Annotated in this window: 24 protein-coding genes and 1 pseudogene; 12 read left to right on the forward strand and 13 right to left on the reverse strand. The window is 52.4% G+C overall.

Going from position 1 to position 24,655, the window contains the following annotated elements; genetic code table 11:
* Position 1: 1 nt before the first annotated feature.
* Genes fliI through HV345_RS18720 form a run of 6 tightly spaced genes read right to left on the reverse strand, consistent with a single transcriptional unit; the run spans position 2 to position 6,123 of the window.
* Positions 2 to 1,342, reverse strand: coding sequence for a flagellar protein export ATPase FliI (gene fliI / locus HV345_RS18695; RefSeq protein ID WP_046275400.1), 1,341 nt, complete (start codon positions 1,340 to 1,342; stop codon positions 2 to 4).
* Positions 1,335 to 2,045 carry a flagellar assembly protein FliH gene (gene fliH / locus HV345_RS18700; protein WP_181635915.1) on the reverse strand — a complete coding sequence of 237 codons (711 nt, stop codon included), beginning with the start codon at positions 2,043 to 2,045 and terminating at the stop codon, positions 1,335 to 1,337. Before fliH ends, fliI begins: the two co-directional genes overlap by 8 nt.
* Before the next feature lie 3 nt (positions 2,046 to 2,048).
* Positions 2,049 to 3,065, reverse strand: coding sequence for a flagellar motor switch protein FliG (locus HV345_RS18705; protein WP_003838846.1), 1,017 nt, complete (start codon positions 3,063 to 3,065; stop codon positions 2,049 to 2,051).
* Positions 3,043 to 4,722 (reverse strand): flagellar basal-body MS-ring/collar protein FliF, encoded by a 1,680-nt coding sequence (gene fliF / locus HV345_RS18710; protein WP_181635916.1) that lies wholly within the window; start codon positions 4,720 to 4,722, stop codon positions 3,043 to 3,045. Before fliF ends, HV345_RS18705 begins: the two co-directional genes overlap by 23 nt.
* A 4-nt stretch (positions 4,723 to 4,726) precedes the next feature.
* Positions 4,727 to 5,089, reverse strand: a complete 363-nt coding sequence (locus HV345_RS18715; RefSeq protein ID WP_029139418.1) for a flagellar hook-basal body complex protein FliE — start codon at positions 5,087 to 5,089, stop codon at positions 4,727 to 4,729.
* 47 nt (positions 5,090 to 5,136) lie between these two features.
* Positions 5,137 to 6,123 (reverse strand): sigma-54-dependent Fis family transcriptional regulator, encoded by a 987-nt coding sequence (locus HV345_RS18720; protein WP_016151826.1) that lies wholly within the window; start codon positions 6,121 to 6,123, stop codon positions 5,137 to 5,139.
* 594 nt (positions 6,124 to 6,717) lie between these two features.
* Between HV345_RS18720 and HV345_RS18725 the strand changes: the two genes are divergently transcribed.
* From HV345_RS18725 to HV345_RS18755, 7 genes are read left to right on the forward strand one after another with little or no spacing between them, the layout of a single operon-like run.
* A complete protein-coding gene (locus HV345_RS18725; protein WP_019076071.1) occupies positions 6,718 to 7,581 on the forward strand; it encodes a FliM/FliN family flagellar motor switch protein in 864 nt (287 codons plus the stop codon).
* Positions 7,574 to 7,945 carry a FliM/FliN family flagellar motor switch protein gene (locus HV345_RS18730; protein WP_016151824.1) on the forward strand — a complete coding sequence of 124 codons (372 nt, stop codon included), beginning with the start codon at positions 7,574 to 7,576 and terminating at the stop codon, positions 7,943 to 7,945. The genes HV345_RS18725 and HV345_RS18730 overlap by 8 nt, the downstream gene beginning before the upstream one ends.
* The gene (fliP, locus tag HV345_RS18735; RefSeq protein WP_137384400.1) at positions 7,942 to 8,700 is read left to right on the forward strand and encodes a flagellar type III secretion system pore protein FliP; all 759 of its coding nucleotides are present in this window, start codon (positions 7,942 to 7,944) and stop codon (positions 8,698 to 8,700) included. Before HV345_RS18730 ends, fliP begins: the two co-directional genes overlap by 4 nt.
* 12 nt (positions 8,701 to 8,712) lie before the next feature.
* Entirely contained in the window at positions 8,713 to 8,985 is a 273-nt protein-coding gene (locus HV345_RS18740; RefSeq protein WP_016151822.1) for a flagellar biosynthetic protein FliQ, read from the forward strand.
* Position 8,986: 1 nt separating this feature from the next.
* Positions 8,987 to 9,769, forward strand: a complete 783-nt coding sequence (fliR, locus tag HV345_RS18745) for a flagellar biosynthetic protein FliR (RefSeq protein ID WP_046275396.1) — start codon at positions 8,987 to 8,989, stop codon at positions 9,767 to 9,769.
* Positions 9,759 to 10,898 (forward strand): flagellar biosynthesis protein FlhB, encoded by a 1,140-nt coding sequence (gene flhB / locus HV345_RS18750; RefSeq protein ID WP_181635917.1) that lies wholly within the window; start codon positions 9,759 to 9,761, stop codon positions 10,896 to 10,898. The genes fliR and flhB overlap by 11 nt, the downstream gene beginning before the upstream one ends.
* Positions 10,882 to 12,975: a flagellar biosynthesis protein FlhA gene (locus tag HV345_RS18755; protein ID WP_016151819.1), complete on the forward strand. Its 2,094-nt coding sequence runs from the start codon at positions 10,882 to 10,884 to the stop codon at positions 12,973 to 12,975. Before flhB ends, HV345_RS18755 begins: the two co-directional genes overlap by 17 nt.
* Before the next feature lie 38 nt (positions 12,976 to 13,013).
* Here the strand turns inward: HV345_RS18755 and HV345_RS18760 are convergent.
* Positions 13,014 to 13,598, reverse strand: a pseudogene (locus tag HV345_RS18760) (C40 family peptidase); the annotation flags it as partial.
* Positions 13,599 to 13,649: 51 nt separating this feature from the next.
* Between HV345_RS18760 and HV345_RS18765 the strand changes: the two are divergent.
* A complete protein-coding gene (locus HV345_RS18765; protein WP_001254932.1) occupies positions 13,650 to 14,801 on the forward strand; it encodes an IS30-like element IS30 family transposase in 1,152 nt (383 codons plus the stop codon).
* 2 nt (positions 14,802 to 14,803) lie between these two features.
* On the opposite strand, the gene HV345_RS18770 is transcribed toward HV345_RS18765, so the two are convergent.
* The gene (locus tag HV345_RS18770) at positions 14,804 to 14,998 is read right to left on the reverse strand and encodes a hypothetical protein (protein WP_370468716.1); all 195 of its coding nucleotides are present in this window, start codon (positions 14,996 to 14,998) and stop codon (positions 14,804 to 14,806) included.
* A gap of 349 nt (positions 14,999 to 15,347) precedes the next feature.
* Between HV345_RS18770 and dpaA the strand changes: the two genes are divergently transcribed.
* A complete protein-coding gene (dpaA, locus tag HV345_RS18775) occupies positions 15,348 to 16,088 on the forward strand; it encodes a peptidoglycan meso-diaminopimelic acid protein amidase (RefSeq protein WP_016151817.1) in 741 nt (246 codons plus the stop codon).
* On the opposite strand, the gene HV345_RS18780 is transcribed toward dpaA, so the two are convergent.
* Together HV345_RS18780 and lpcA are read right to left on the reverse strand one after the other, a co-directional pair.
* Positions 16,059 to 16,826 (reverse strand): class II glutamine amidotransferase, encoded by a 768-nt coding sequence (locus tag HV345_RS18780; RefSeq protein ID WP_016151816.1) that lies wholly within the window; start codon positions 16,824 to 16,826, stop codon positions 16,059 to 16,061. The two genes, dpaA and HV345_RS18780, sit on opposite strands and share 30 nt — an antisense overlap.
* Before the next feature lie 149 nt (positions 16,827 to 16,975).
* Positions 16,976 to 17,554 (reverse strand): D-sedoheptulose 7-phosphate isomerase, encoded by a 579-nt coding sequence (gene lpcA, locus HV345_RS18785; protein ID WP_016151815.1) that lies wholly within the window; start codon positions 17,552 to 17,554, stop codon positions 16,976 to 16,978.
* 239 nt (positions 17,555 to 17,793) lie between these two features.
* Here lpcA and fadE point away from each other — a divergent pair, with 239 nt between their 5' ends.
* The 3 genes from fadE to HV345_RS18800 all read left to right on the forward strand — a co-directional run bounded on the left by fadE (position 17,794) and on the right by HV345_RS18800 (position 21,704).
* On the forward strand, positions 17,794 to 20,238 hold the full coding sequence (gene fadE / locus HV345_RS18790) for an acyl-CoA dehydrogenase FadE (protein WP_016151814.1): 2,445 nt from the start codon (positions 17,794 to 17,796) through the stop codon (positions 20,236 to 20,238).
* A gap of 110 nt (positions 20,239 to 20,348) precedes the next feature.
* Positions 20,349 to 21,116, forward strand: a complete 768-nt coding sequence (locus HV345_RS18795) for an amidohydrolase (protein WP_016151813.1) — start codon at positions 20,349 to 20,351, stop codon at positions 21,114 to 21,116.
* A 177-nt stretch (positions 21,117 to 21,293) separates the two neighbouring features.
* On the forward strand, positions 21,294 to 21,704 hold the full coding sequence (locus tag HV345_RS18800; RefSeq protein WP_016155758.1) for a Spy/CpxP family protein refolding chaperone: 411 nt from the start codon (positions 21,294 to 21,296) through the stop codon (positions 21,702 to 21,704).
* A gap of 15 nt (positions 21,705 to 21,719) precedes the next feature.
* On the opposite strand, the gene HV345_RS18805 is transcribed toward HV345_RS18800, so the two are convergent.
* From HV345_RS18805 to HV345_RS18815, 3 genes are read right to left on the reverse strand one after another with little or no spacing between them, the layout of a single operon-like run.
* On the reverse strand, positions 21,720 to 22,439 hold the full coding sequence (locus HV345_RS18805) for an EAL domain-containing protein (RefSeq protein ID WP_181635918.1): 720 nt from the start codon (positions 22,437 to 22,439) through the stop codon (positions 21,720 to 21,722).
* Between the two features lies 1 nt (position 22,440).
* Positions 22,441 to 24,108, reverse strand: a complete 1,668-nt coding sequence (locus tag HV345_RS18810) for an O-antigen ligase (protein WP_181635919.1) — start codon at positions 24,106 to 24,108, stop codon at positions 22,441 to 22,443.
* A 1-nt stretch (position 24,109) separates the two neighbouring features.
* On the reverse strand, positions 24,110 to 24,652 hold the full coding sequence (locus HV345_RS18815; protein ID WP_181635920.1) for a fimbrial protein: 543 nt from the start codon (positions 24,650 to 24,652) through the stop codon (positions 24,110 to 24,112).
* Positions 24,653 to 24,655 lie beyond the last annotated feature (3 nt).

Genomic DNA, 24,655 nt, shown 5'->3' on the forward strand with positions numbered 1-24,655 from the left:
ATTATTTACCTTCCGTTTTCTTTGCCTGCGGGAAAAGGGCCTGTAAGCGGCTTTGCACCAGCTCCAGAGAGGCCGGTTCACTGACTTCCTGGCGCAGAAAACGCTCAATGGCGGGGAACACTTTGACGGCCTTATCCACGCCGGGATCGGCTCCTGCAACATATCCGCCCAACGGGATCAGCGGCTTAATTTCCATATAGGCGGCATAGTTCTGTTTGAGCAGGCGGGCCGACTGCTGGTGCGCGTGGGGCGTTACCTGGGTCATGCATCGACTGATCGACTGCCCGATATCAATAGCCGGATAATGTCCGGCCTCCGCCAGCTTACGGGTCAGAACAATGTGCCCGTCCAGCACCGCACGCGCGCAGTCGACGATCGGATCCTGCTGATCGTCTCCTTCCGCCAGCACCGTATAAATGGCGGTCATTGACCCATCGCTTTCACTGTTGCCAGCGCTTTCCACAAGCTTTGGGATCATGCCGAACGCCGACGGTGGATAGCCTTTCGTCGCCGGAGGTTCACCCAGTGACAACGCAATCTCGCGCTGCGCCATGGCATAACGGGTTAACGAATCCACCAGCAGCAAAACGTGATGTCCGCGATCGCGAAACCAGGCGGCAATAGAGTGGCAAAGCTCGGTGGCTTTCAAACGCATTAACGGCGACTCATCCGCAGGCGCCGCCACGATAATTGATTTTGCCAACCCTTCCGCGCCCAGAGCGTGATCGATAAACTCCTTCACCTCGCGGCCACGCTCGCCAATTAACCCCACCACCACGATGTCGGCCTTGGTCTGGCGGGTGATCATCCCCAGCAGTACGCTTTTTCCCACGCCGCTGCCGGCCATCAAGCCCACGCGCTGGCCTTTGCCGATAGTTAGCAGACCGTTGATTGCTTTAACGCCAACATCCAGCGGTTGGTTCACCGACCGACGCGTGAGGGGGTTAATGGAAGGTGCCTGAGGCGGCAATACGTCATTGCCCGTCAGACGCCCTTTGGCATCCAGCGGTTCGCCCAGGCCATTAACTACCCGCCCCAGCCAGCTTTCGCTAATCAGGATCTCCTGGGTTTTTTCTTCGGGGAAAACGCGCGCACCCGCCATCAGTCCGACGGGATGCTTGAAGGGCATCAGGTAGGTGATATCGCGGTTAAACCCCACCGCCTGCGCGTCGATCAACGTATGGTCGGCGCTTTCGACGCGGCACAGCTGGCCGGTCGCCAGCGGACAGCCCACGCTCTCCAGCAAAATGCCGTTTACGCGCACCAGTCGCCCGGCAACCCGGGCTAAAGGGATCGACTCAATGGAACGCAGCGCGTTGTCAACGCTGGACAGGTCACTCACCCGTCGGCTCCGGCAGAAGCGACTCTTTGAGCGCCGACATACACTGGTCGAGTCGATGTTCGCAGCCAATATCCAGCTCGGATTTATCGGTAATCACCCGACACTCGCCCGCCTGCAGATCGGGTGATGGGGTCAGCCCCCATTCAGTGACCTTCTCCGGGGCTGCATCTTTAATGCGGTTAAATTCTTCATGACTTAGCAGGACCTGTAGCGACTCAGGCATCGCAGGAAAGGCCGAAATCGCCTCTTCAACCAGCGACAGTAACTGCGTCGGTTGCAGCGCCAGCTCGCAACGAATCACCTGGCGAGTGACCTTTTCAACCAGTTGCAGCAGGTCTTCCCGCTGTTTACGCTGAATGTGCGCCAGGTAGTCGTTCACTTTGCCAGTGATGGCTTCCAGCGGTTGCGCTGCTTGCTCAAACTGCTTACGCCCTTCCTGCTGCCCGGCCAGGCAGCCTTCAGTGTATCCCTGACGACGGCCTTCATCGTGCCCCTTCTGATGGCCTTCCTGAAAGCCCTGCTCCTGACCTTCCGTCATCCCCTGTTCAAAGCCTTTTTGCAGGCCTTCCTGGAAGCCGTCCATCAGTTGGCGCTGATAATCCGCAGGCGTGATCCCCGGCGTGAGCTGTTCAGCCTGCAAATGGCGCTGGCGAGGAGGAAAGCGGTGCAGTCGGTAACGACCACGAATGGTTTCAATCGCCATGTGTTACTCCGCCGTCTGTTCAGCAAACAGCTGTAGCTGAATTTCACCCGCTTCCTCAAGCTCGCGGGCAATCCCCATGATTTCACGGCGGATCTGTTCAATACGGCTCACCGGAACCGGACCCAGGCGCGACGTTATCGCCTCCAGCTGTTGTACCTGACGCTTAGGCATCACGGCATAAATCGACCGGCGCAACAGCGCTTCGGTACCTTTCAGCGCCACAGCCCAGTCTTCCATCGGTACTTCATCAAGGAGACGACGGCGCACCTCATCACTTTGGCGGCTCAGGATAAAGAAGTCGTACATTTCGTCCTGCAACTGCTCAAGAACATCTTCATCGCGTTCACGCAGCTGATCGAGGATCACCTGTTGATTACCCTGGAAGCGGTTAACGATATCCGCGGCCTGCTTGATCCCCTTCACTTTCGAACCATGTTCGGACAGCACCGACAGCCCACGTTCGATCAACCGATCCAGTTCATCCACAACATCGCGATTCACATCGTTGAGCTTGGCAACCCGATAGAGGATCTCGTTTTGCACCGACTCATTCATGTAAGACAGTACCGTGGCCGAGATCTCCGGCGTCAGGAAGGCAAGGAAGACGGCCTGCAATTGCAAATGTTCTTCTGAGATCAGTATCGCCAACTGGCGCGGTTCCACCCACTGTAAACGCGCCATCCGCGAGCGGATCTCATCACCATAAATGCCGTTGATCACGCTGCTGGCGATTTCTGTTCCCAACGCTTTATTGAGGATCCCTTGCAGCATGGAACGCGAGGCACCGTTGATGCCGCTCTGCTCGCGGAACTCATCAAAAAAGTTATTGATCACTTTTTTCGCCATGCTGGTTTTCACGCCAGACAGACGCGCCATGTTTTCACTCAGACGAACCACCTCTTCACGGCTGAGCTTTTGCATCACCGTGGCTGCCGCCTCCTCGCCCAGACACAGCAATAAAATTGCGGCCTGTTCCAGGTAGCTGTTGTTACTGCCGTTATTTATTGTCAATTCGCTCATTGCTGGTAATCCATTGTCTGAGAACTTCAGCTACGCGATCGGTGTCGCTCATCGCCAGTTTTTGCAGGAACTCCAGCTTCACTTCCAGACCGGAACTCTGCGAAGGCAGGCTGTCGTCACCAGGGAAAGAAGGCAGTTCAATATTTTTGCGTTCATCTTCAGCAGCCGCAAAATGGGGCTTGTCCGCAGGGATCGCGATCGGTGCGGCGTCCAGCGCCAGTTCAGGCGTAGAGGTCCGGCTGCGCTCGACAGTCAAACGTTTCATGACCGGGCGCACGACAAACAGCAGCAGCAGTAACGCCAGCAGGCCACAGCCAATTAAGCGAACCCAGGCCAGAATGCTGTCATCCTTCCATAAAGGCAGCGTCGGCTCGACGGGGATCGACTGCGGCACAAAGTTGAGCAGGGATAAGGACAGATTGTCGCCACGCTTTGCATCAATCCCGGCAGCGTTATTCAACAGCGCCGTCAGCTGCGTGGTTTGTTCCGGTTTCCAGTTCTTTAATGCCGGCGCGCTCTGGTTGAGGACTATGGCCACATTTAAACGTTTGATGTCGAATCCAGGGTGCTGGATATGTTCAACGCTACGGTCCCAGGAGTAGTCGCGTTTGTTCTCGCTATGTTTTGACAGCGCGGCTGGCTGGCGTGAATCCTCAGGCGTCGTCCCTGTGGCGCCATTTCCCGCCTGGTTTGCCGCCAACGGTGGACGATTGCTCAGCGAGCCGGGGATCCCCATGGCGATTTGGTTGGTATCACTATCGAGTACCGTTTCTTCACGATTCACTTTCGGCGTGTCACCGTAATGCTCCTGGGTTTCATCGATATTGCTCAGATCGAGATCCGGCATCACGCTCACGCGGTAATTGCCGGTTCCGACCAGCGAGTCGAGGACATTGGCGAGACTGGCGCGGGTCTTATCCTGAATATCTTTGAGGATCTGGTCGCGCTTACGCGTCGCCGCAGAAACGGCTTCTCCCGCGCCAATACCGTCGGACAGTAAATTCCCCGCCTGGTCGACAACGCTAACCTTCGAGGCATTCAAATTGGGCACACTGCCGGACACCAGATGCACAATGGCATTTACCTGGTCCATATCCAGCTTGCTGCCATAATGCAGACGCACCACTACTGAAGCGCTGTTTTGCGGCTCATCGCTGACGACAAATGAACTCTCTTCATTCAGCGCCAGATGCACGCGGGCACTCTCAACGGCGTCCAGCGTCATGATGCTCTGCGCCAGTTCACCTTCCAGGCTCCGCTTATAGCGGACGTTCTGCACAAACTGACTGGCGCCCAGCACTTCGTCTTTATCCATCAGCTCGTAGCCGCTGGGCAGCATGGCTTGCACGCCTTTCGCCGCCAGCGTCATCCGCGTTTTCGACAGCGCCTCTTCCGGAACCAGAATTTGCCCGCTTTGCGGGTCGATACGATATTCCAGCTTTTCACCATCCAGCACGGTGACTATTTGTGAAACCGGGAGATGTTCCTGACTACCGTACAGCGAAACATAGCCGTGATTGCTGTTCCACAGCACGCTGACAATAATGGCAGTCGCCGCAATGGCCGCTGCCGCCAGTAACGCCAGACGTTTATTTCCATCCAGGCGAAAAGAGAACGAGGGTAAAAACTGAGTGAGTTTTTTTATTAATTCATTCATAGCGTTAGACTGACATGCTCATCAGGTCATTGAATCCGGAAGCGACTTTATTTCTGACCTGAACCAGAGCAGAAAACGATAACGATGCCTGCTGACTGGCAATCATGGCCCCCGCCAGGTCGTCGCTTTTCCCCATCTCAATGGCCGTTTGTTTTTGCTCCGCGACCTGCTGAAATTGATCAACATGATTCAGCGCGCCTTGCATGACGTGGTCGAACGAGACCGGAGATGATGCCGACTGGGCGCCCACGGCGTTAATCTGCATCGGCGAAAGGACAGGCGCCTGAGCGACCGCTTTCATCTGCTGCATGTCCTGCATCATTTGCGTCTGCATCGTACTGGCTGGGGCTATCGTATTTATGCTCATGACCTACTCTTAAAATTAAAAAAGCGTTCTCGCTACCACAGACTGATTCAGGAAAAGATCTCTATTCCCTGTTTTCGCATTGACGCCAGACGATAACGAAGCGCGCGTGGGGTAATGCCTAATAAATCAGCAATTTTGGTTTTATTACCCTGATATTTACGCATCAGGTCAGCGATATATTGATACTGCGCGCTACGGCCATGCTGACCCAGATTATCGCTGGTCGTTATTGGCATACTGGGCTTTGGCTGCCATTGCGGTTCGCTCCAGGAATCAGATTCAATGGATGGCAGACCTAAGGTATCGGGATAAATGACACCATCACGATTCAGGATCATTCCCCGTTGGATAGCGTTCTCAAGTTGACGCACGTTCCCCGGCCATTCGTAGCTGAGTAACGCCCGGCGTGATGATTCAGAAAGCTTGATATTTTTAACCAGTACCGTGGAGTATTTTTTGATAAACGACTCCGCCAGCGGAATAATGTCTTCCATACGCTCGCGCAGCGGCGGCATCGTCAACGGAATAACTGACAACCGATAATAGAGATCTTCTCTGAAGCGTCCTGCAGCCACTTCTTCTTCAAGATTTTTATTGGTACAGGCAATTAAACGGAAGTTCAGTTTGATTAAACGATTACTGCCTAAGCGCTCAACCTGTTGCTCCTGCAATACACGCAATATTTTAGCCTGTAGCGCTAAAGGCATATCGCCAATCTCATCCAGTAATAATGTACCGTTATTGGCTAATTCCATTTTCCCCGGCACGGTCGCCACTGCTCCGGTGAATGCCCCTTTGTCATAACCAAACAACGTGGCTTCGAGCATATTTTCAGGGATAGCGGCACAGTTCACCCCGATATAGGGGGCCTGTGGCTCCTGCGCAAACGTAATTGAATGGATAAATTTGGCGATACATTCTTTACCAGTACCGGTTTCACCATGGATAAGCACTGGAACATTAAACGCAGCAATACGCCTTGCCATTGAAAAAACATTGATACTGGAGGCTGCTTCGGCAATAAGTTCAAACATGATTATTTTACACTTAGAAGTAAAGTTAACATCCGTTACGAGAAATATACAAATCATTCCAAAGCACAATCATCGAATAATAGATATCGCCCGTGCCATGTTTTAATCCCATCCTTGCTCATGTTTTACCGCCCCATCAAAGGGCAGCCCTATCGAAGACTATTTCAAAATAGGGTTTTTCCTAAAAAAATAGTAACACCGGTGCCTTTAACAATCTTAAATTAAAAGATAATAAAATTATTATTCCATAAAAAAAAACAAGTTATGGATTTAGAGGTATGAAACCAAGGCACACAAGACGTGCCTTACCAAGGTAAGAGGATTAGCGGGGAGCATCACGTATACGTAATTAATTATTTTTTAATTATAACCTGACACCATTAATAACTTGCAGAGGAGAGAGGTAAAATATCTAATGTCCAGCCCTACATCAGAGACGAGAGTAGGTACTGCATTTCATATCTAATGGACTTCAACAATATGAGAAAGCGTCAAGGATGAACCATAAATTAAATGGAGTAGTATTTTCATTTATAACCGCGGGATTTGATATCAACTCATCCGCCCCAGAAATTACAGCTGAGAAAGCGTACCATGCTGAAATATAGTCAAACGCCCGGAATATTTAAACTTGAAGGCAACCGGCTTGGGCGTCCTTATCATCGTCTGCCGACTATGTTTACGGGTAATTTTGATACAATTGAATCACATCTCGGAAACTATTTTCTGAAAAAACATCGCACAAATATAACACTCAGAAAAATACAATGTGAGATGGACGTTATCAATAAAAGCGCTGAGTTATTAGTCTCGCAGGTTGGACATTTGGCTTTTGATATCGATCGCGCATTATTGTTAATGTTATTAGGTAACTTTTATGGCCTGACTTCATCGCTTGCGGACGAAAATTCAGAAGATGATTTACCAACCAAGACGGAAACCCGGCTGAGAAGCAGGCTGGCGCTGGATATTAGCAATATCATCTTTAATAAAAACATATCAGGCATTCCGCTGACGCTTAAACCTGACAGCAGTACCGTACAAACACATTGGGCTTATCAGCTCACTTTTGTTTTAGGTGATGAGGAGAATTGCAGTTTCCGCATCTTACTGGACGATTCCCATACCGATTACATTCTGAATTTAATCCGCCGTAGCGAGCACGGCGAGAAGAAAAAGCAGGTTGATAAAGCCAACGTTGAGATGCGTAAAAAAACGCTGATTAAAGAAATCATTCATACGCTGCCGCTGACCATGAACGTCAAGATTGCAGAAATTCCCCTCAATGTCGCCGACCTGACGACAATTAAACCCGGGGATATTTTACCTATCGCAATGCCTGAAACTTTCCCTGTTTATATTGGGAAATCCGAATTATTTAATGCCCTGATCGTAGAGGACAAAGACAAACTGTTTTTATCCGAATTAACGAGCAAGACGGAGAAATCCTATGAGTAAGCCAGAAGATATTTTAGAGCAAGGTTTCGAGTTAGCGCCCGAAACAACCACGCCAACGGCACCGTCGGCAACAGAAACGTTGGTGGCGCGTTTAGAAGACCGCTTTTCCGAGTCGATGTCATTACTCAAACGTATTCCGGTCACGCTAACGCTGGAAGTGTCATCCGTGGAAGTGATGCTGTCCGATCTGCTGAACATTGATGACGACACCGTCATTGAGATGGACAAGCTTGCCGGTGAACCACTGGATATTAAGGTTAATAACATCCTGCTGGGCAAGGCTGAAGTGGTGGTGGTCAATGAAAAATATGGCCTGCGCGTCCTTGAATTCAACACGCATGAAATCAACGACCTGGCACCATGAAACGCGCACCAACCCTCACGCTCATACTGGGTATCTCATTACTCATCCTTTCTCCCTTTGCCTGCGCGCAAGGGGGAGATATCCCGTTGCTGAATGTGATTTCACACGGTAATAGCCAGGAATACAGCGTAAAAATCCAGGTCCTGCTCCTGATGACCCTGGTGGGCATTCTGCCAACCCTGGTGCTGATGATGACCTGCTTTACGCGTTTTATTATTGTTCTCTCCCTGCTGCGCCAGGCGTTGGGGCTACAGCAAACGCCACCCAACCGCATACTAATAGGCATTGCGCTGTCGTTAACCATGCTGGTAATGCGTCCGGTCTGGATCAACATTTACGACCACGCGGTTGTGCCTTTTGAAAACGATCAAATCACACTCCCTGACGCCCTGAGCACCGCCGCCTCGCCCTTGAAGCGCTTTATGCTGGCGCAGACCAACAAAAAAGCGATTGCGCAGATCATGACGATCGCCAACGCGAAAGGTAATGCAGCCGATCAGGATCTCTCCATTATCGTCCCGGCGTATGTGCTGAGCGAACTTAAAACCGCCTTCCAGATAGGCTTCATGATTTACATCCCGTTCCTGGTGATCGACCTGATCGTCGCCAGCGTGCTGATGGCGATGGGGATGATGATGCTGTCCCCGCTGATCGTTTCCCTCCCCTTTAAGCTGATGCTGTTTGTGCTTATTGACGGTTGGGCGCTGACCGTCGGTACGCTGACCTCCAGTATTCGCGGTCTGGGACTGGGCTAACGGAGATCGGATATGTTAACCATTGATGTAGCCGCAGATATCGTCGCCAGCGGCATAAAAGTCGTGATCATTTTAGTCTGCGTGTTGGTCGTTCCCAGCCTGCTGGTGGGGATGCTGGTCAGCATTTTTCAGGCCGTTACGCAGATTAACGAACAAACGCTCAGCTTTTTGCCCAGGCTTATCGTCACCCTCGCAGTTTTGGGCATTAGCGGAAAATGGATGATCGTCCAGTTAAGCGATCTCTGCGTGCATCTGTTCACTCAGGCCGCCATTCTGGTGCACTGACATGCGCGAAACAGACGTTACACAGTTAAGTAACCTGATACTGGGCATGTGGTTTCCATTCGTGCGCATTATGGCGTTTATTCACTACGCGCCGGTACTGGATAACGCGGCGCTCACGGTGCGAATACGCATTATTTTGTCCCTGGCGCTGGCCTTTATCATTACGCCGCTTATTCCCCATCCGGTTCCTGACAGCCTGCTGTCGATCAACAGCATTATTTTGACCGCAGAGCAGTTTCTGTGGGGCATGCTTTTCGGCCTGATGCTGCAGTTTTTATTTTTAGCGCTGCAGCTGGCCGGCCAGATCCTCTCTTTCAATATGGGGATGAGCATGGCGGTGATGAACGACCCGAGCAGCGGCGCATCAACGACGGTACTGGCGGAGATGATCAACATCTACGCGGTGATCCTGTTCTTTGCGATGGATGGGCATTTGCTGCTGGTGAGCATTTTATTCAAAGGCTTTACTTACTGGCCGATTGGCAATGCGCTGCATCCACAATCTTTGCGCACCATTTCCCTGGGGCTGGGCTGGGTGTTTGCCGCGGCCACCCTGCTGGCGCTACCGACAACCTTTATCATGTTGATTGTCCAGGGCTGCTTTGGCCTGTTGAACCGCATTGCGCCTCCGCTCAACCTGTACTCGTTAGGTTTTCCGATCAACATGCTGGCGGGTCTTGTCTGCTTTGCGACTCTGCTTTACAACCTGCCCGACCACTATTTGCACCTGGCAAATTTCGTTTTGCAGCAACTTGACGCGCTCAAGGGGCACTATGGCGGATAGCAGCAGCGAAGAAAAAACAGAAAAACCCTCGGCGCAAAAACTTCGCAAAGCCAGGCAAGAGGGGCAAATTCCGCGCTCAAAAGATATGGGGCTTGCCGCCAGTCTGTTTGCCGCGTTTATGGTGATCTCCAGCAGCTTCCCCTGGTATGAAGATTTTGTCCGCGAAAGCTTTATCAGTGTGCATCAGTATGCGCAGAACATTAATGATCCGGACATTATCGGCCAGTTCCTTGAGCACCATCTGCTGATTTTAGCCAAGTTCATCCTGACGCTGTTACCCATGCCGGTTGCCGCGCTGTTTGCCTCGCTGATTCCCGGAGGCTGGCTGTTCCTGCCGAAGAAAATTTTGCCGGACTTTAGCAAATTAAGCCCGCTCAAAGGGATTGGCCGTCTGTTTTCCACCGACCATCTGGTGGACACCGGCAAGATGACGCTCAAAGCGATGGTACTGCTGGTGATGCTGTGGATTAGCGTACGCAATAACGTTGCCGCCTTTCTGGGGCTACAGGAGCTGTATTTCAAACAGGCCGTCAGCGATGGCCTGGCGCTGTACAGCAGCATCATGCGCAACTTTGTCATCCTGTTTATTTTTTTCGCTCTGATTGATGTTCCTCTGGCGAAAAAAATGTTCACCAAAGGGTTGAAGATGACCAAACAGGAAGTGAAGGAAGAGTATAAAAATCAGGAAGGTAAGCCGGAGGTACGGGCCAGGATCCGTCGCCTGCAACGGCAAATGGCGATGGGGCAAATTCGCAAGGTGGTGCCAAAAGCCGATGTGGTGATCACCAACCCAACCCACTATGCCGTGGCGCTACAGTATGACCAGTCGCGCGCCACCGCGCCCTTCGTTGTCGCCAAAGGCACCGATGAAATCGCACTGTATATCCGTCAGGTGGCGGCGGAGAGCAATATTGAGATTGTTGAATTTCCTAAGCTGGCGCGCTCCGTTTATTACACCACCCAGGTCAATCAACAGATCCCATTTCAACTTTATCGGGCGATAGCACACGTCCTGACCTATGTACTGCAAATGAAGCACTGGCGTGACGGTTCACAAGCTCGCCCTTCGCTGAACAGACATATTTCCATTCCAAAAGAGGTTCTTAAACTGGATGCCGAAAACAACTAAACAATTCCTCGCGCTGCTGCGTAACGGTAACATCGGCATTCCGCTGGTCATACTGTCTATCCTGGCGATGGTGATCCTGCCATTACCACCGGCCGTGCTGGATATTCTGTTCACCTTTAACATCGTGCTGGCGGTGATGGTGCTGTTGGTGGCCGTTTCCGCGAAACGCCCGCTCGAATTCAGCCTGTTCCCGACCATTTTGCTGATCACCACCTTAATGCGCTTGACGCTGAACGTAGCATCAACGCGCGTGGTGTTACTGCACGGCCATATGGGCGCAGGCGCTGCCGGTAAGGTGATTGAGTCCTTTGGTCAGGTGGTGATCGGCGGTAACTTTGTCGTCGGTTTTGTGGTGTTCATCATCCTGATGATCATCAACTTTATCGTGGTTACCAAGGGTGCCGAGCGTATCTCCGAGGTTTCGGCCCGCTTTACGCTGGACGCTATGCCCGGGAAGCAGATGGCGATCGATGCCGATCTGAACGCAGGCCTGATTAATCAGGCCCAGGCGCAGGCGCGACGTAAAGATGTGGCGGGCGAAGCGGACTTCTATGGCGCAATGGACGGTGCGTCGAAGTTCGTACGCGGTGATGCCATCGCCGGGATGATGATCCTGGCCATCAACCTGATAGGCGGCGTCTGTATCGGTATTTTCAAATACGATTTAAGCGCCGAAGCCGCCTTCCAGCAATACGTACTGATGACCATCGGCGACGGTCTGGTCGCCCAGATCCCATCTCTGCTGCTGTCGACGGCGGCGGCGATTATCGTTACTCGCGTGAGCGACAGCGGTGATATCGCCACAGACGTGCGTAGCCAACTGCTGGCCAGCCCCTCCGTACTCTATACCGCCACCAGCATTATGTTTGTACTGGCGGTGGTACCGGGAATGCCGCATTTCCCGTTCCTGGTGTTCAGCGCCCTGATGGGGTTCACCGCCTGGCGTATGAGCAAGCGCCCGAAGGTGGCTGAAACTGAAGAGAAAAATCTTGAGACGCTGACCAAAACCATCGTTGAAACTACTGAGCAACAGGTCAGTTGGGAAACTATCCCTTTGATCGAGCCAATCAGCCTGAGCCTGGGGTACAAGCTGGTGTCGCTGGTAGACAAATCCAAAGGGAATCCGCTCACCCAACGTATTCGCGGTGTACGGCAGGTTATCTCAGACACTAACGGCGTGCTGCTCCCGGAAATTCGCATCCGCGAAAACTTCCGTCTAAAACCGACCCAGTACGCCATTTTTATCAATGGGATCAAGGCTGATGAGGCCGATATTCCCTCAGATAAGCTGATGGCGCTGCCCTCCAGTGAAACGTATGGCGAGATCGATGGTGTTTTAGGCCACGATCCGGCCTACGGTATGCCGGTGACGTGGATTGTCCCGGCGCAAAAAGCCAAAGCGCTAAATATGGGGTATCAGGTCATTGATAGTGCCAGCGTCATTGCGACACATGTGAATAAGGTCATTCGCAACTTTATTCCCGACCTGTTTAACTACGATGATATTACCCAACTGCATAACCGCCTCTCTTCGATGGCCCCCCGTCTGGCGGAAGATCTGAGCGCGGCGCTGAATTACAGCCAGCTCTTGAAGGTTTATCGGGCGCTGCTGGTCGAAGGCGTGCCGCTGCGCGATATCGTTACCATTGCCACCGTACTGGTCGCCAGTAGCGCCGTCACTAAAGATCATATTCTGTTGACGGCAGATGTGCGTCTGGCGCTCCGTCGCAGCATTACCCATCCGTTTGTGCGCAAAGATGAGCTGGCGGTCTACACGCTGAATAATGAGCTGGAGAATCTGCTGGCTAATGTAGTGAATCAGGCTCAGCAAAGTGGAAAAGTGGTGCTCGATAGCGTACCGGTCGATCCTAATATGCTGAATCAGTTCCAGACCAATATGCCGCAGATTAAAGAACAGATGAAAGCCGCGGGTAAAGAGCCGGTACTGCTGGTCGCACCGCAGCTACGTCCTCTGCTTGCGCGCTATGCGCGCCTGTTTGCACCAGGCTTACAGGTGTTGTCATATAACGAAGTTCCGGATGAGCTGGAATTAAAGATCATGGGGGCGTTGAGTTAACCCCTGACGAGGCGGTGCCATTCGCACCGCCTTTTTGATTACAGAATGGTATTTTCCGTCAGAATACGACGAGCGCCGAGATAATGATCCTGCCAGAAGTCATCGGATAAATTGCTCACCCGAATCGTTTCTCCCGTACGCGGCGATTCAATAAATTGTCCCTGCCCCAAATAGACGCCCATATGATCGGCAATATCCCGACTGTGAATATGAAAGAACAATAAATCACCACGACGAAGGTCGCGATTAGCGACGATGGTCGCCCGCCGATAGTGATACATTTCATTCGCCGTACGTGGCAATTTTGCTGCCAGAATTTTGTTGTAGGCATAAAAGATCAGCCCGCTACAGTCAAAGCCTTGTTCCGGGCTGGTCCCGCCCCACAAATAGGGTTTACCTAACTGCTGCTCAAGACGGTGGATTGCCACTTCGGTTATGTTGTGCAGATGATCGCTACTGAGAAAATGGTCATTCTCAGCCAGCTCCTGCCAGCGTTGATCGCTCGCTTTTAGTGGCCCCGGGAACCACTCCGGGTGCTGTTTAATCAGCGTCCTGTTTTGCTGGCGCAGCGCGCTTTTACTTTGCGCATTACCTTCCACCACATAACTTGCCTGTAGATTCAATTGGTCAACGCAACAGTTATGTGAAAACATGGGGTTGCGGAGGTTTTTTGAATGAGACGAACATTTACAGCAGAGGAAAAAGCCTCTGTTTTTGAACTATGGAAGAACGGAACAGGCTTCAGTGAAATAGCGAATATCCTGGGTTCAAAACCCGGAACGATCTTCACTATGTTAAGGGATACTGGCGGCATAAAACCCCATGAGCGTAAGCGGGCTGTAGCTCACCTGACACTGTCTGAGCGCGAGGAGATACGAGCTGGTTTGTCAGCCAAAATGAGCATTCGTGCGATAGCTACTGCGCTGAATCGCAGTCCTTCGACGATCTCACGTGAAGTTCAGCGTAATCGGGGCAGACGCTATTACAAAGCTGTTGATGCTAATAACCGAGCCAACAGAATGGCGAAAAGGCCAAAACCGTGCTTACTGGATCAAAATTTGCCATTGCGAAAGCTTGTTCTGGAAAAGCTGGAGATGAAATGGTCTCCAGAGCAAATATCAGGATGGTTAAGGCGAACAAAACCACGTCAAAAAACGCTGCGAATATCACCTGAGACAATTTATAAAACGCTGTACTTTCGTAGCCGTGAAGCGCTACACCACCTGAATATACAGCATCTGCGACGGTCGCATAGCCTTCGCCATGGCAGGCGTCATACCCGCAAAGGCGAAAGAGGTACGATTAACATAGTGAACGGAACACCAATTCACGAACGTTCCCGAAATATCGATAACAGACGCTCTCTGGGGCATTGGGAGGGCGATTTAGTCTCAGGTACAAAAAACTCTCATATAGCCACACTTGTAGACCGAAAATCACGTTATACGATCATCCTTAGACTCAGGGGCAAAGATTCTGTCTCAGTAAATCAGGCTCTTACCGACAAATTCCTGAGTTTACCGTCAGAACTCAGAAAATCACTGACATGGGACAGAGGAATGGAACTGGCCAGACATCTAGAATTTACTGTCAGCACCGGCGTTAAAGTTTACTTCTGCGATCCTCAGAGTCCTTGGCAGCGGGGAACAAATGAGAACACAAATGGGCTAATTCGGCAGTACTTTCCTAAAAAGACATGTCTTGCCCAATATACTCAACATGAACTAGATCTGGTTGCTGCTCAGCTAAACAACAGACCGAGAAAGACACTGAAGTTCAAAACACCGAAAGAGATAATTGAAAGGGGTGTTGCATTGACAGATTGAATCTACAACTGCTTTTTTACCTGCGCGTGGTACTGCTTCAGCAGCCGGGCGCGGTTACGCATGCGTAATTGCGCCGCATAGCTTAAATGGGCGTCAGATAAGAGGGGCTGAACTTTGGCGACAGACGGCGAGGACAACACAACACACAAAGACAGCAGACCCGGCAAAAAGCGTCGGGGCGCAGAGGCAAAAGACATGAAAACAACACTACCTAATCAAACACGTTCGCCGCAGTCTACCGCTATTGGCGGGCATTCCATTTTAATATTCGATTATTAAATTATTAATTTTTTAAATTCAATATATTAGGAATTCTGCACTCAGAAGACTTAATGACGTGCGCTAACCCACAAAATACGTCAGTGTCTGACTGCCTTTAAGCACAATTTTCCGTATAAAGAAAATCTAAAGTGTAAACGCCGCACGAGAGACTTGCGAAAAACTCTCTGGGTGATAATGTGAGCGCTCCAGATCCAGATTTATCCGATTTGGGAACTCTTTTTGCCGTCCTGGCGTGTGTAATCGTTTTATCAAGGAATAAGCAGTATGCGTAAAATCGCATTTTTTCTTGCGATGCTTTTATTGCCGTGCGTTTCATTTGCCGGTTTGCTGAGCAGCAGCAGCCCGACTACGCCTGTCAGCAAAGAATATAAGCAGCAATTAATGGGCTCCCCCGTCTATATCCAGATCTTCAAAGAAGAGCGAACGCTGGATCTGTACGTCAAGATGGGCGAACAGTATCAATTGCTCGACAGCTATAAGATCTGCAATTATTCCGGCGGCTTAGGTCCGAAACAGCGTCAGGGCGATTTCAAAAGCCCGGAAGGGTTTTACAGCGTACAGCGCGGACAGCTGAAACCGGATAGCCGCTTTTATAAAGCGATTAACATTGGTTTCCCTAACGCCTATGACCGCGCACACGGTTATGAAGGTAAATACCTGATGATCCACGGCGCCTGCGTTTCCGTCGGCTGCTACGCAATGACCGACAACGGCATTGATGAGATTTTCCAGTTTGTCACCGGCGCACTGGTGTTTGGGCAGTCCAGCGTGCAGGTTAGCATTTATCCATTCCGCATGACCGATGCCAACATGCAGCGCCATAAGTTCTCGTATTACAAAGAATTCTGGGCGCAGCTAAAGCCTGGCTACGATTACTTTGAACAAACGCGTAAGCCACCGACCGTTTCCGTCGTCGATGGCCGTTACGTTATCAGCAAGCCGTTGAGTCACGAAGTGGTTCAGCCGCAACTGGCATCAAACTATACGCTCCCCGAGACAAAATAACGCCCACTCGCCTGGCATAATCTTTTGCCAGGTTTCATTGCCGGTTAGCGGCTGAGTGGCAATCACGGTGACCACATCATTGGGTGTGGTCTCTGAGCTAAAATCGATTTCCACATCCTGATCCAGCAGTGTCGCCACGCCAAACGGCGCACGACGGGTGATCCAAAACAGGTTGGTCGAACAGAAAGCCATCACATAACGCCCGTCAGACAACAGCATGTTGAAGACGCCCTTCTCACGCAATTCTCCTGCCAGCATCGCGATATATTTAAATACTGCCGTCATATTGCCAGGCGTACGCGGATACCGTTCAGTCAGCTTGTGAAGCAGCCAGCAGAAAGCTTTTTCGCTGTCGGTTTCCCCGACCGGGCGGAAATTACCGGTTTCCAGCGATTTATAGCCGCTGAGCTGTCCATTATGAGCGTACGTCCAGTTACGTCCCCACAGTTCACGCGTAAATGGATGGGTGTTTTCCAATGCCACTTCGCCACGATTCGCCTGACGAATATGGGCAATCACGGAACAGGATTTGATGGGATAGTCTTGTACCAGTTTGGCGATAGGCGAATTAAAGCTGGGTTGCGGATCTTTAAACGTACGGCAGCCCTTACCTTCATAAAACGTAATACCCCAGCCGTCTTTGTGCGGCCCGGTACCTCCGCCGCGCTGAACCAGCCCGGTGAAGCTAAAGCAGATATCGGTTGGCACATTGGCGCTCATCCCGAGCAGTTCGCACATACATCACCTCCACAAACGCCTTTAAGCGGGAAGGCGTAATTGTTGCAGCCAGTTTAGATTCGGACAGCGCGCAGAAACCGGAGCGTACACGTAGTACGTGAGGATTTCGGGCACTGCCCGGATTCAAAATGGCAAATAAAATAGCCTTCTTACTTCACCATCTCTTTTTCGATCAACTGGATCAGGATATGGATCACTTTGATATGAATTTCCTGAATGCGGTCAGCATAGCCAAAGTGCGGCACGCGAATTTCGATATCCGCGCTGCCCGCCATTTTGCCGCCATCTTTACCAGTCAGGGTGATGACTTTCATCCCTTTCTCACGCGCTGCGGCAATCGCTTTAATCACGTTACCGGAGTTACCCGAAGTAGAGATGCCTAACAGGACATCGCCTTCGCGCCCCACGGCTTCAACGTAGCGGGAGAAGACATAATCGTAACCGAAATCGTTGCTGACGCAGGAGATATGGCTGACATCAGAGATAGCGATCGCCGGGTAGCCTGGACGGTTTTCGCGATAACGTCCGGTCAGCTCTTCGGCGAAGTGCATCGCGTCGCAATGGGAACCGCCGTTACCGCAAGAAAGTACCTTACCGCCAGCTTTAAAGCTGTCTGCCAACAGGACCGCCGCGCGCTGAATGGCGTGAATATTGGCGTCATCTTTAAGAAAATTAGCCAGCGTTTCCGCCGCTTCGCTCAGTTCGTTACGAATAAGATCCTGGTACATGAGGATATCCTTCAGCATGAATGTAAATGACAAGATGCAGTGTACCGGATAGCGCTACCAGCGAGAAGTACAAGCCACAGGAATGGCTGCGGCTTTTGATTTTTTGTGCCGGTTAAAACAGCAACAATGTGAGCTTTGTTGTAATTATTTTGTAAACACATTGCTAAAAGAATTTACATCCACTACAACCATATCATCACAAGTGGTCAGACCTCCTACAAGCAAGGGAGCTTTTCGTTATGATGATTTTGAGTATTATCGCTACGGTTGTTCTGCTCAGCGTTCTGTTTTATCACCGCGTGAGCTTATTCCTCAGCAGCTTAATTTTGCTCGCCTGGACAGCTGCGCTTGGCGTGGTTGGCCTGTGGTCAATCTGGCTGCTGGTTCCTCTGGCCATTCTCCTCGTACCGTTTAACTTTACGCCAATGCGCAAATCCATGATCTCTGCGCCAGTGTTCCGCGGTTTCCGTAAAGTCATGCCGCCGATGTCGCGCACTGAGAAAGAGGCGATTGATGCCGGTACAACCTGGTGGGAAGGCGACCTGTTCCAGGGCAAGCCAGACTGGAAAAAACTGCATAACTATCCTCAGCCGCATCTGACAGCTGAAGAACAAGCGTTTATTGACGGCCCGGTGGAAGAAGCCTGCCGCATGGCGAATGACTTCCAGATCACCCATGAACTCGCGGATCTGCCGCCGGAACTGTGGGCGTATCTGAAAGAGCACCGCTTCTTCGCGATGATCATTAAGAAAGAGTACGGCGGGCTGGAATTCTCCGCGTATGCTCAGGCTCGCGTTCTGCAGAAACTCTCCGGCGTTTCCGGGATCCTGGCGATCACCGTTGGCGTACCTAACTCCTTAGGCCCTGGTGAACTGCTGCAGCATTACGGCACCGAAGAGCAGAAGAATCATTACCTGCCGCGTCTGGCTCGTGGTCAGGAGATCCCCTGCTTTGCTCTGACCAGCCCGGAAGCGGGCTCCGACGCAGGCGCGATCCCTGATACCGGCGTGGTTTGTATGGGCGACTGGCAGGGCCAGCAGGTGCTGGGTATGCGCCTGACCTGGAATAAGCGTTATATCACCCTGGCGCCTATCGCTACCGTACTGGGTCTGGCATTTAAACTCTCCGACCCGGAAAAACTGCTGGGTGGTGAAGAAGATCTCGGCATTACCTGTGCGCTGATCCCAACGTCAACGCCAGGCGTACAAATTGGGCGTCGACACTTCCCGCTGAACGTACCGTTCCAGAACGGTCCGACGCTGGGCAAAGATGTCTTCGTGCCGATTGATTACATCATCGGTGGCCCAAAAATGGCCGGTCAGGGCTGGCGCATGCTGGTGGAATGTCTGTCCGTGGGACGCGGTATTACCCTGCCGTCTAACTCGACGGGCGGCGTGAAATCGGTCGCAATGGCAACCGGCGCGTATGCGCATATTCGTCGCCAGTTCAAAATCTCTATCGGTAAGATGGAAGGTATTGAAGAGCCGTTGGCACGTATTGCGGGTAACGCGTACGTGATGGATGCAGCGGCGTCGCTGATTACCTACGGTATTATGCTGGGTGAAAAACCGGCGGTGCTGTCGGCCATCGTGAAGTATCACTGTACCCACCGTGGACAGCAGTCAATCATCGATGCAATGGATATTACTGGCGGTAAAGGCATTATGCTTGGCGAAAGCAACTTCCTCGCCCGTGCTTATCAGGGCGCGCCTATCGCCATTACCGTTGAAGGTGCCAACATTCTGACCCGGAGCATGATGATCTTCGGTCAGGGGGCGATTCGCTGCCATCCGTACGTTCTGGAAGAGATGGCCGCGGCACAGAGTAACGATGTGAATGCGTTCGACAAGCTGCTGTTCAAACACATCGGCCACGTCGGCAGTAACAAAGTGCGCAGCTTCTGGTTGGGCCTGACGCGCGGCTTAACCAGCAGCACGCCAACCGGCGATGCGACCAAACGTTACTACCAGCATCTGAACCGTCTGAGCGCTAACCTGGCACTGCTTTCGGATGTCTCCATGGCCGTACTGGGCGGTAGCCTGAAGCGCCGTGAACGTATCTCCGCGCGTCTGGGCGATGTATTAAGTCAGCTGTATCTGGCCTCTGCGGTACTGAAGCGTTATGACGATGAAGGCCGTAATGAAGCAGACCTGCCGTTGGTTCACTGGGGTGTTCAGGATGCGTTGTACAAAGCGGAACAGGCGATGGACGACCTGCTGAAAAACTTCCCGAACCGACTGGTCGCGGGCCTGCTGAATGTGGTTATCTTCCCTACCGGTCGCCACTACCATGCACCGTCTGACAAGCTGGATCATAAAGTCGCGAAGATTCTGCAGGTTCCGAGCGCCACTCGTTCTCGCCTTGGCCGCGGTCAATACCTGACGCCGAGCGAGCATAACCCGGTAGGTTTGCTGGAAGAGGCTTTGCTGGATGTGATTGCAGCCGACCCTATCCACCAGCGGATCTGCAAAGAGCTGGGTAAAAACCTGCCGTTTACCCGCCTGGATGAACTGGCGCACAATGCGCTGGCTAAAGGGCTGATTGATAAAGACGAAGCCGCAATTCTGGTGAAAGCCGAAGCGAGTCGTCTGCGTAGCATCAACGTGGATGACTTTGAACCCGAGGCGCTGGCGACTCAGCCGGTAAAGCTGCCAGAGAAAGTGCGTAAAGTCGAAGCCGCGTAACGACACACGCACAACGTTTAGCCCCGCTTAATGCGGGGCTTTTTATTGCCACATTTCCGTTAGAGCTCATGCTACAGTGTCAAAATGTTGTTCAATGAGGAGCCTCGATCGTGCCCGGTTTGAAAATTACTCTGCTGCAACAACCGCTGATCTGGATGGATGGCCCGGCTAACCTGCGCCATTTCGACCGCCAACTGGAAACCGTCACCGGACGTGATGTCATTGTGTTACCTGAAATGTTTACCAGCGGATTTGCCATGGAAGCGGCAAGCAAATCGCTGCCGCAGGAAGAGGTTGTCAGTTGGATGCGCACTAAGGCGCAACAGACGAACGCCCTTATAGCAGGCAGCGCCGCTCTCTTGTCTGAACGTGGCCCGGTAAACCGCTTTTTGCTGGTCGAACCCGAAGGTAATGTCCATTTCTATGACAAGCGCCACCTGTTCCGCATGGCGGATGAACATCAACATTATCAGGCGGGTGACGCGCGGGTTATTTTTGAATGGCGCGGCTGGCGCATTCTGCCGTTGGTCTGTTATGACCTGCGTTTTCCGGTATGGTCGCGCAACCGCAACGATTACGACCTGGCATTGTATGTCGCCAACTGGCCGGCGCCTCGTTCGCTACACTGGCAGGTTCTGCTCACCGCGCGGGCAATTGAGAACCAGGCTTATGTAGCAGGATGTAACCGCGTGGGTACTGACGGTAACGGCCATCATTATCGCGGTGACAGCCGGGTGATTAATCCACAGGGTGAGATTATTGCCACCGCCGAGCCACATCAGGCTACGCGCATTGACGCTGAACTGTCACTCTCGGCGCTGCGCGAGTACCGCGAGAAATTCCCCGCCTGGCAGGACGCTGACCCGTTCACGCTGTAGATATCGCCTTCTTCCCGCTGCACAACGTTTTCCGTAGCGGGATTGTTTCACTCCGTAACCAACCGCAAAACAAATTCGCGTGGCGACATGCTTCGGGCATCGTATTCTGCAAAGGATAATCACTCGTCTCCAGCGAGTGACAGACAATGTTAATAATTCCCTTATCAGGATCCCGAAATGAAGAACTTCGTACGCATGACTTTGCTGGCGGCAACCGTGGCTGGCGCTTCTTTTAGCACGCTTGCAGCAAACGTATCCAATGTACCCGCACCAGCTCAGGACCCGGTAGTTCAGCACCTTAAACTGAGCACTGACCAGGTTGCGCAGATTAAAAAACTGCACCAGCAGCTTGAAACCAACGTTAGCCAGATATCGGTGAAGGATGTTAAAGACGGCGCGTTGATTGACGTCATCAAGTCCGGGAAATGGGATGAAGCCGCCGTCAAAAAACAGCTTTCCGCGTTCAGCAATATTGAACAGCAGGCGCGTTATTACCGCGTGAAATACTATTTCGACCTGAACAAAGTATTGACCCCAGAACAGCGCCAGCAGGTGCAAAAAGATATCGCACAGACGCTGAGCGAATAATGACCATGGCCTGAATCAGCAATGATTCAGGCCTTTCGGTAATACTTCCTGCTCGAACAAAAATCCCTGCACAGCATCTGCGCCGCTCATACGGCAAATGGCGTAATCCTGCGGCGTTTCCACCCCCTCGATCACAACCCGTTCTCCCAGCCCGCGAAATTGATTGACCAGTACCCTCAACTGCCACTCCGACGTCCTGAACTGATGAAACATTCCGCTTTCAATTTTGATGGCATCGAAACGGATGCCAGACAGTCGCCAGACAAAAAATAGCTCAGGCGAAACATCATCCAGCCACACGCGAAACCCGTGACGCACCAGGGTTTTGACGGCAATGCATACAGCCTGCTGTTCTGCCTTTTCCAGTCGCATCATGGTGCCCGGATCCTGTATTTCGATAACAATCCGCCCCTGATGCGCCTGTCGGGCGAGCTGCGCAATCCACGACAGACAGGTCAGCATCCTGACGGATAAATTCAGCGAATAACTTCCTGAGAGTGCCAGTACCTGCCGCATTTGCCACAGAAATAGCTGCTGTTTTGCGGTGATGGAAAGGTGCTTGAAAAAAAGATCGAGCGGTAGCGGCGTGCGTACCTGACTTAACACCTCACATACATCCAGCGATGCATCATCAAAAAAATGGATGCGCTGCAAACGGATCCCGGTGATCCGCAGCAGCTCGGCGTTGCGGGGAAGCTCTGGCCCAGGGCGGGTCTGTTCGCTGAATCTGTTCATATCATTCCATTTTTTGATTGAAAGGACGTCGTACATCCCGCAGCCACGGGATACGGCGATCGTTCGGGTATGTCAGGTAAAAGCGCGTCGCCAGACGATGCGCCTCAGGTAGGTCGCGCTGCTGTAACGCCAGCAAGATTTGCGTGAAGGAGACATTCGGGTCTGGGTGAACACGCACATAGTCAGGCGCCCAGCGGCGAACCGCTTCCAGCCAGCGAGCGTCCCGGGAACGCTGATACCGTTGCAGATACCCCATCTGAACATCAAACCGGTAGCGAGGGGCAAGGAGCCAGCCTCCTACCGGGAGCGACTCGGCCAGACGCCACTGCGCTGATTGTCGCTCCGCCAGCGTCAACTGCTGTTGCGTGTGCAGTGAGAGAAGCAACAATGGCGTGAAGGTTAAAAACGAGATCAATGCCAGCGCACGAATCAGCGACGTCGACGTAAGCGTCAGGCGAGCCACTTTTAGCGGGCTATCTGCACAACGAAGCAGCAGGATCAGCAGTAACCAATGTGGTGTTGACTGCCTGACGGGGTATTCCGTCAACATATGAATGACCACCGGCAGCGCCGCCACCAGACAGGCGCGACGCCAGCGATTTCCGTGCATCCACAGCCAGAAGCCTCCCGTAATAAAGCACAGCGCCCCCGCCAGCCCAACCAGGCCGCCCTCCACCAGCCACAGCACCAGCTCATTGTGCGGATGCGAGATGCTGCTCAGCCCCAACGGCCCCGCGCGTTCGAGAAACACGGCGGCAAAACTGCCCACGCCCCACCCCGTCCACGGGCGTTCGGCAAATAATGCCAGTGACGTTTTAAGCGCCGTCCAGCGCACCTGGGAAGTGGTCAGGTGATCGACTGTAGCAACGGACAAAAAATGGCGAGCGAGCGTGCCCGCCACCATGCCTAACGCCAGCGGCAGCAGAAGTAGCAACAACATACGGCGTTGCGCCGGGAAAACCACCAGCAGCAAGACTTCACCTACCACCACAGACACATAGCCGGTTTGCGACTGGGATTCATGCAGCACAAAGCCCATCATCACCAGAGCAACCCCTATGACAATTCGATATCTGTCGCGTAGCCGTAAAAAGAGCGGAGCTGACAGCAGCACACCAGATGCAGTGAAGCTGGCCATCAGATTGACCTGCTGAAAAATACCGTAGGGCCGCGTACCGCGTCGCCAGGCAAACTCCCAGTAATCAACTCCCGGCAAATGCCAGTACTGATACAAAAACGCCAGACATTCGATGACGCTCGCGCCCCATAGCAGGGTCAGCAGTACCGTCAGGGTGTTTGCCGCAAGCGGAATCTGCAATGTCACCAGATAGACGAGCACGCCTCCCAGCAGCGCCCCTGCGACCAGCTGCGCCTCGAACTGCCAGACGCCAGGCGTCAGCAGACAAAGCAGCGTCAGGATGAGCGCCCCCATCGAAAAAACTGTGGCGGGGACAGTGATGCGCCAGCGTTGACGAGGCACCAGCACTGATGCGCTTGCAGCCAGCACAACGGCATAAATCCAGCTCGTAATATTAAGCGGCAACGACAGACCGCTGCCGCCGTTATTCGGCCAGTAGAGATGCATTACCCCACACCAGAAAAACAGACTAATAACGAGCAATAATTTCTGCGCTGGCAACGGGGCAATACGATTCAGTGCGTTCATCATGCTACTGGTAGTTCAGTGTCCAGGTTCCGCTGGCGCTGAACGGACCGTATTCGAGAGACTGATTTTTTATCGCCGACGGCTCTGCTGCGACCCACGCCCAAAAATTTAGCGTCATCGAGCCTGCAGTTATCTCTTTGACTGACGTGCTCTCATCAAGGCGAATTGCCGTGCCGTCCTCTTCGCTCATCCCAATACCGATCCCTGTCGCGCCGCCCTGTTGACTGCTATCCAGCGCCAGATGATCGTCCAGTTCAGCATCCTCACTACCACTGAAAGTGACCGAGATCCCGCGAAAAACCTCGGGGTTGCAGTCGCGTAGCTGAATGCTGAATTTTTCCGGCTTACTGCGCCCCGAAAGATAGAGATCCTGCGTCGCGATTTGCCCGAAATCGACCTCGATTTTGTCACCTCCTGGTGCCAGGCTGCAGGCCAGCGCTCTGATAGTGCCGTGAAAATACATATCACCGCCGACCAGTTTGGTGTCGGCCTGCGCCATGCGGCCAAGCAGTAACACACCGATCGCGAATAACGCCGAACATCTCATGGC

Source organism: Citrobacter sp. RHBSTW-00986 (genome assembly GCF_013783065.1).
Lineage (GTDB): Bacteria > Pseudomonadota > Gammaproteobacteria > Enterobacterales > Enterobacteriaceae > Citrobacter > Citrobacter braakii.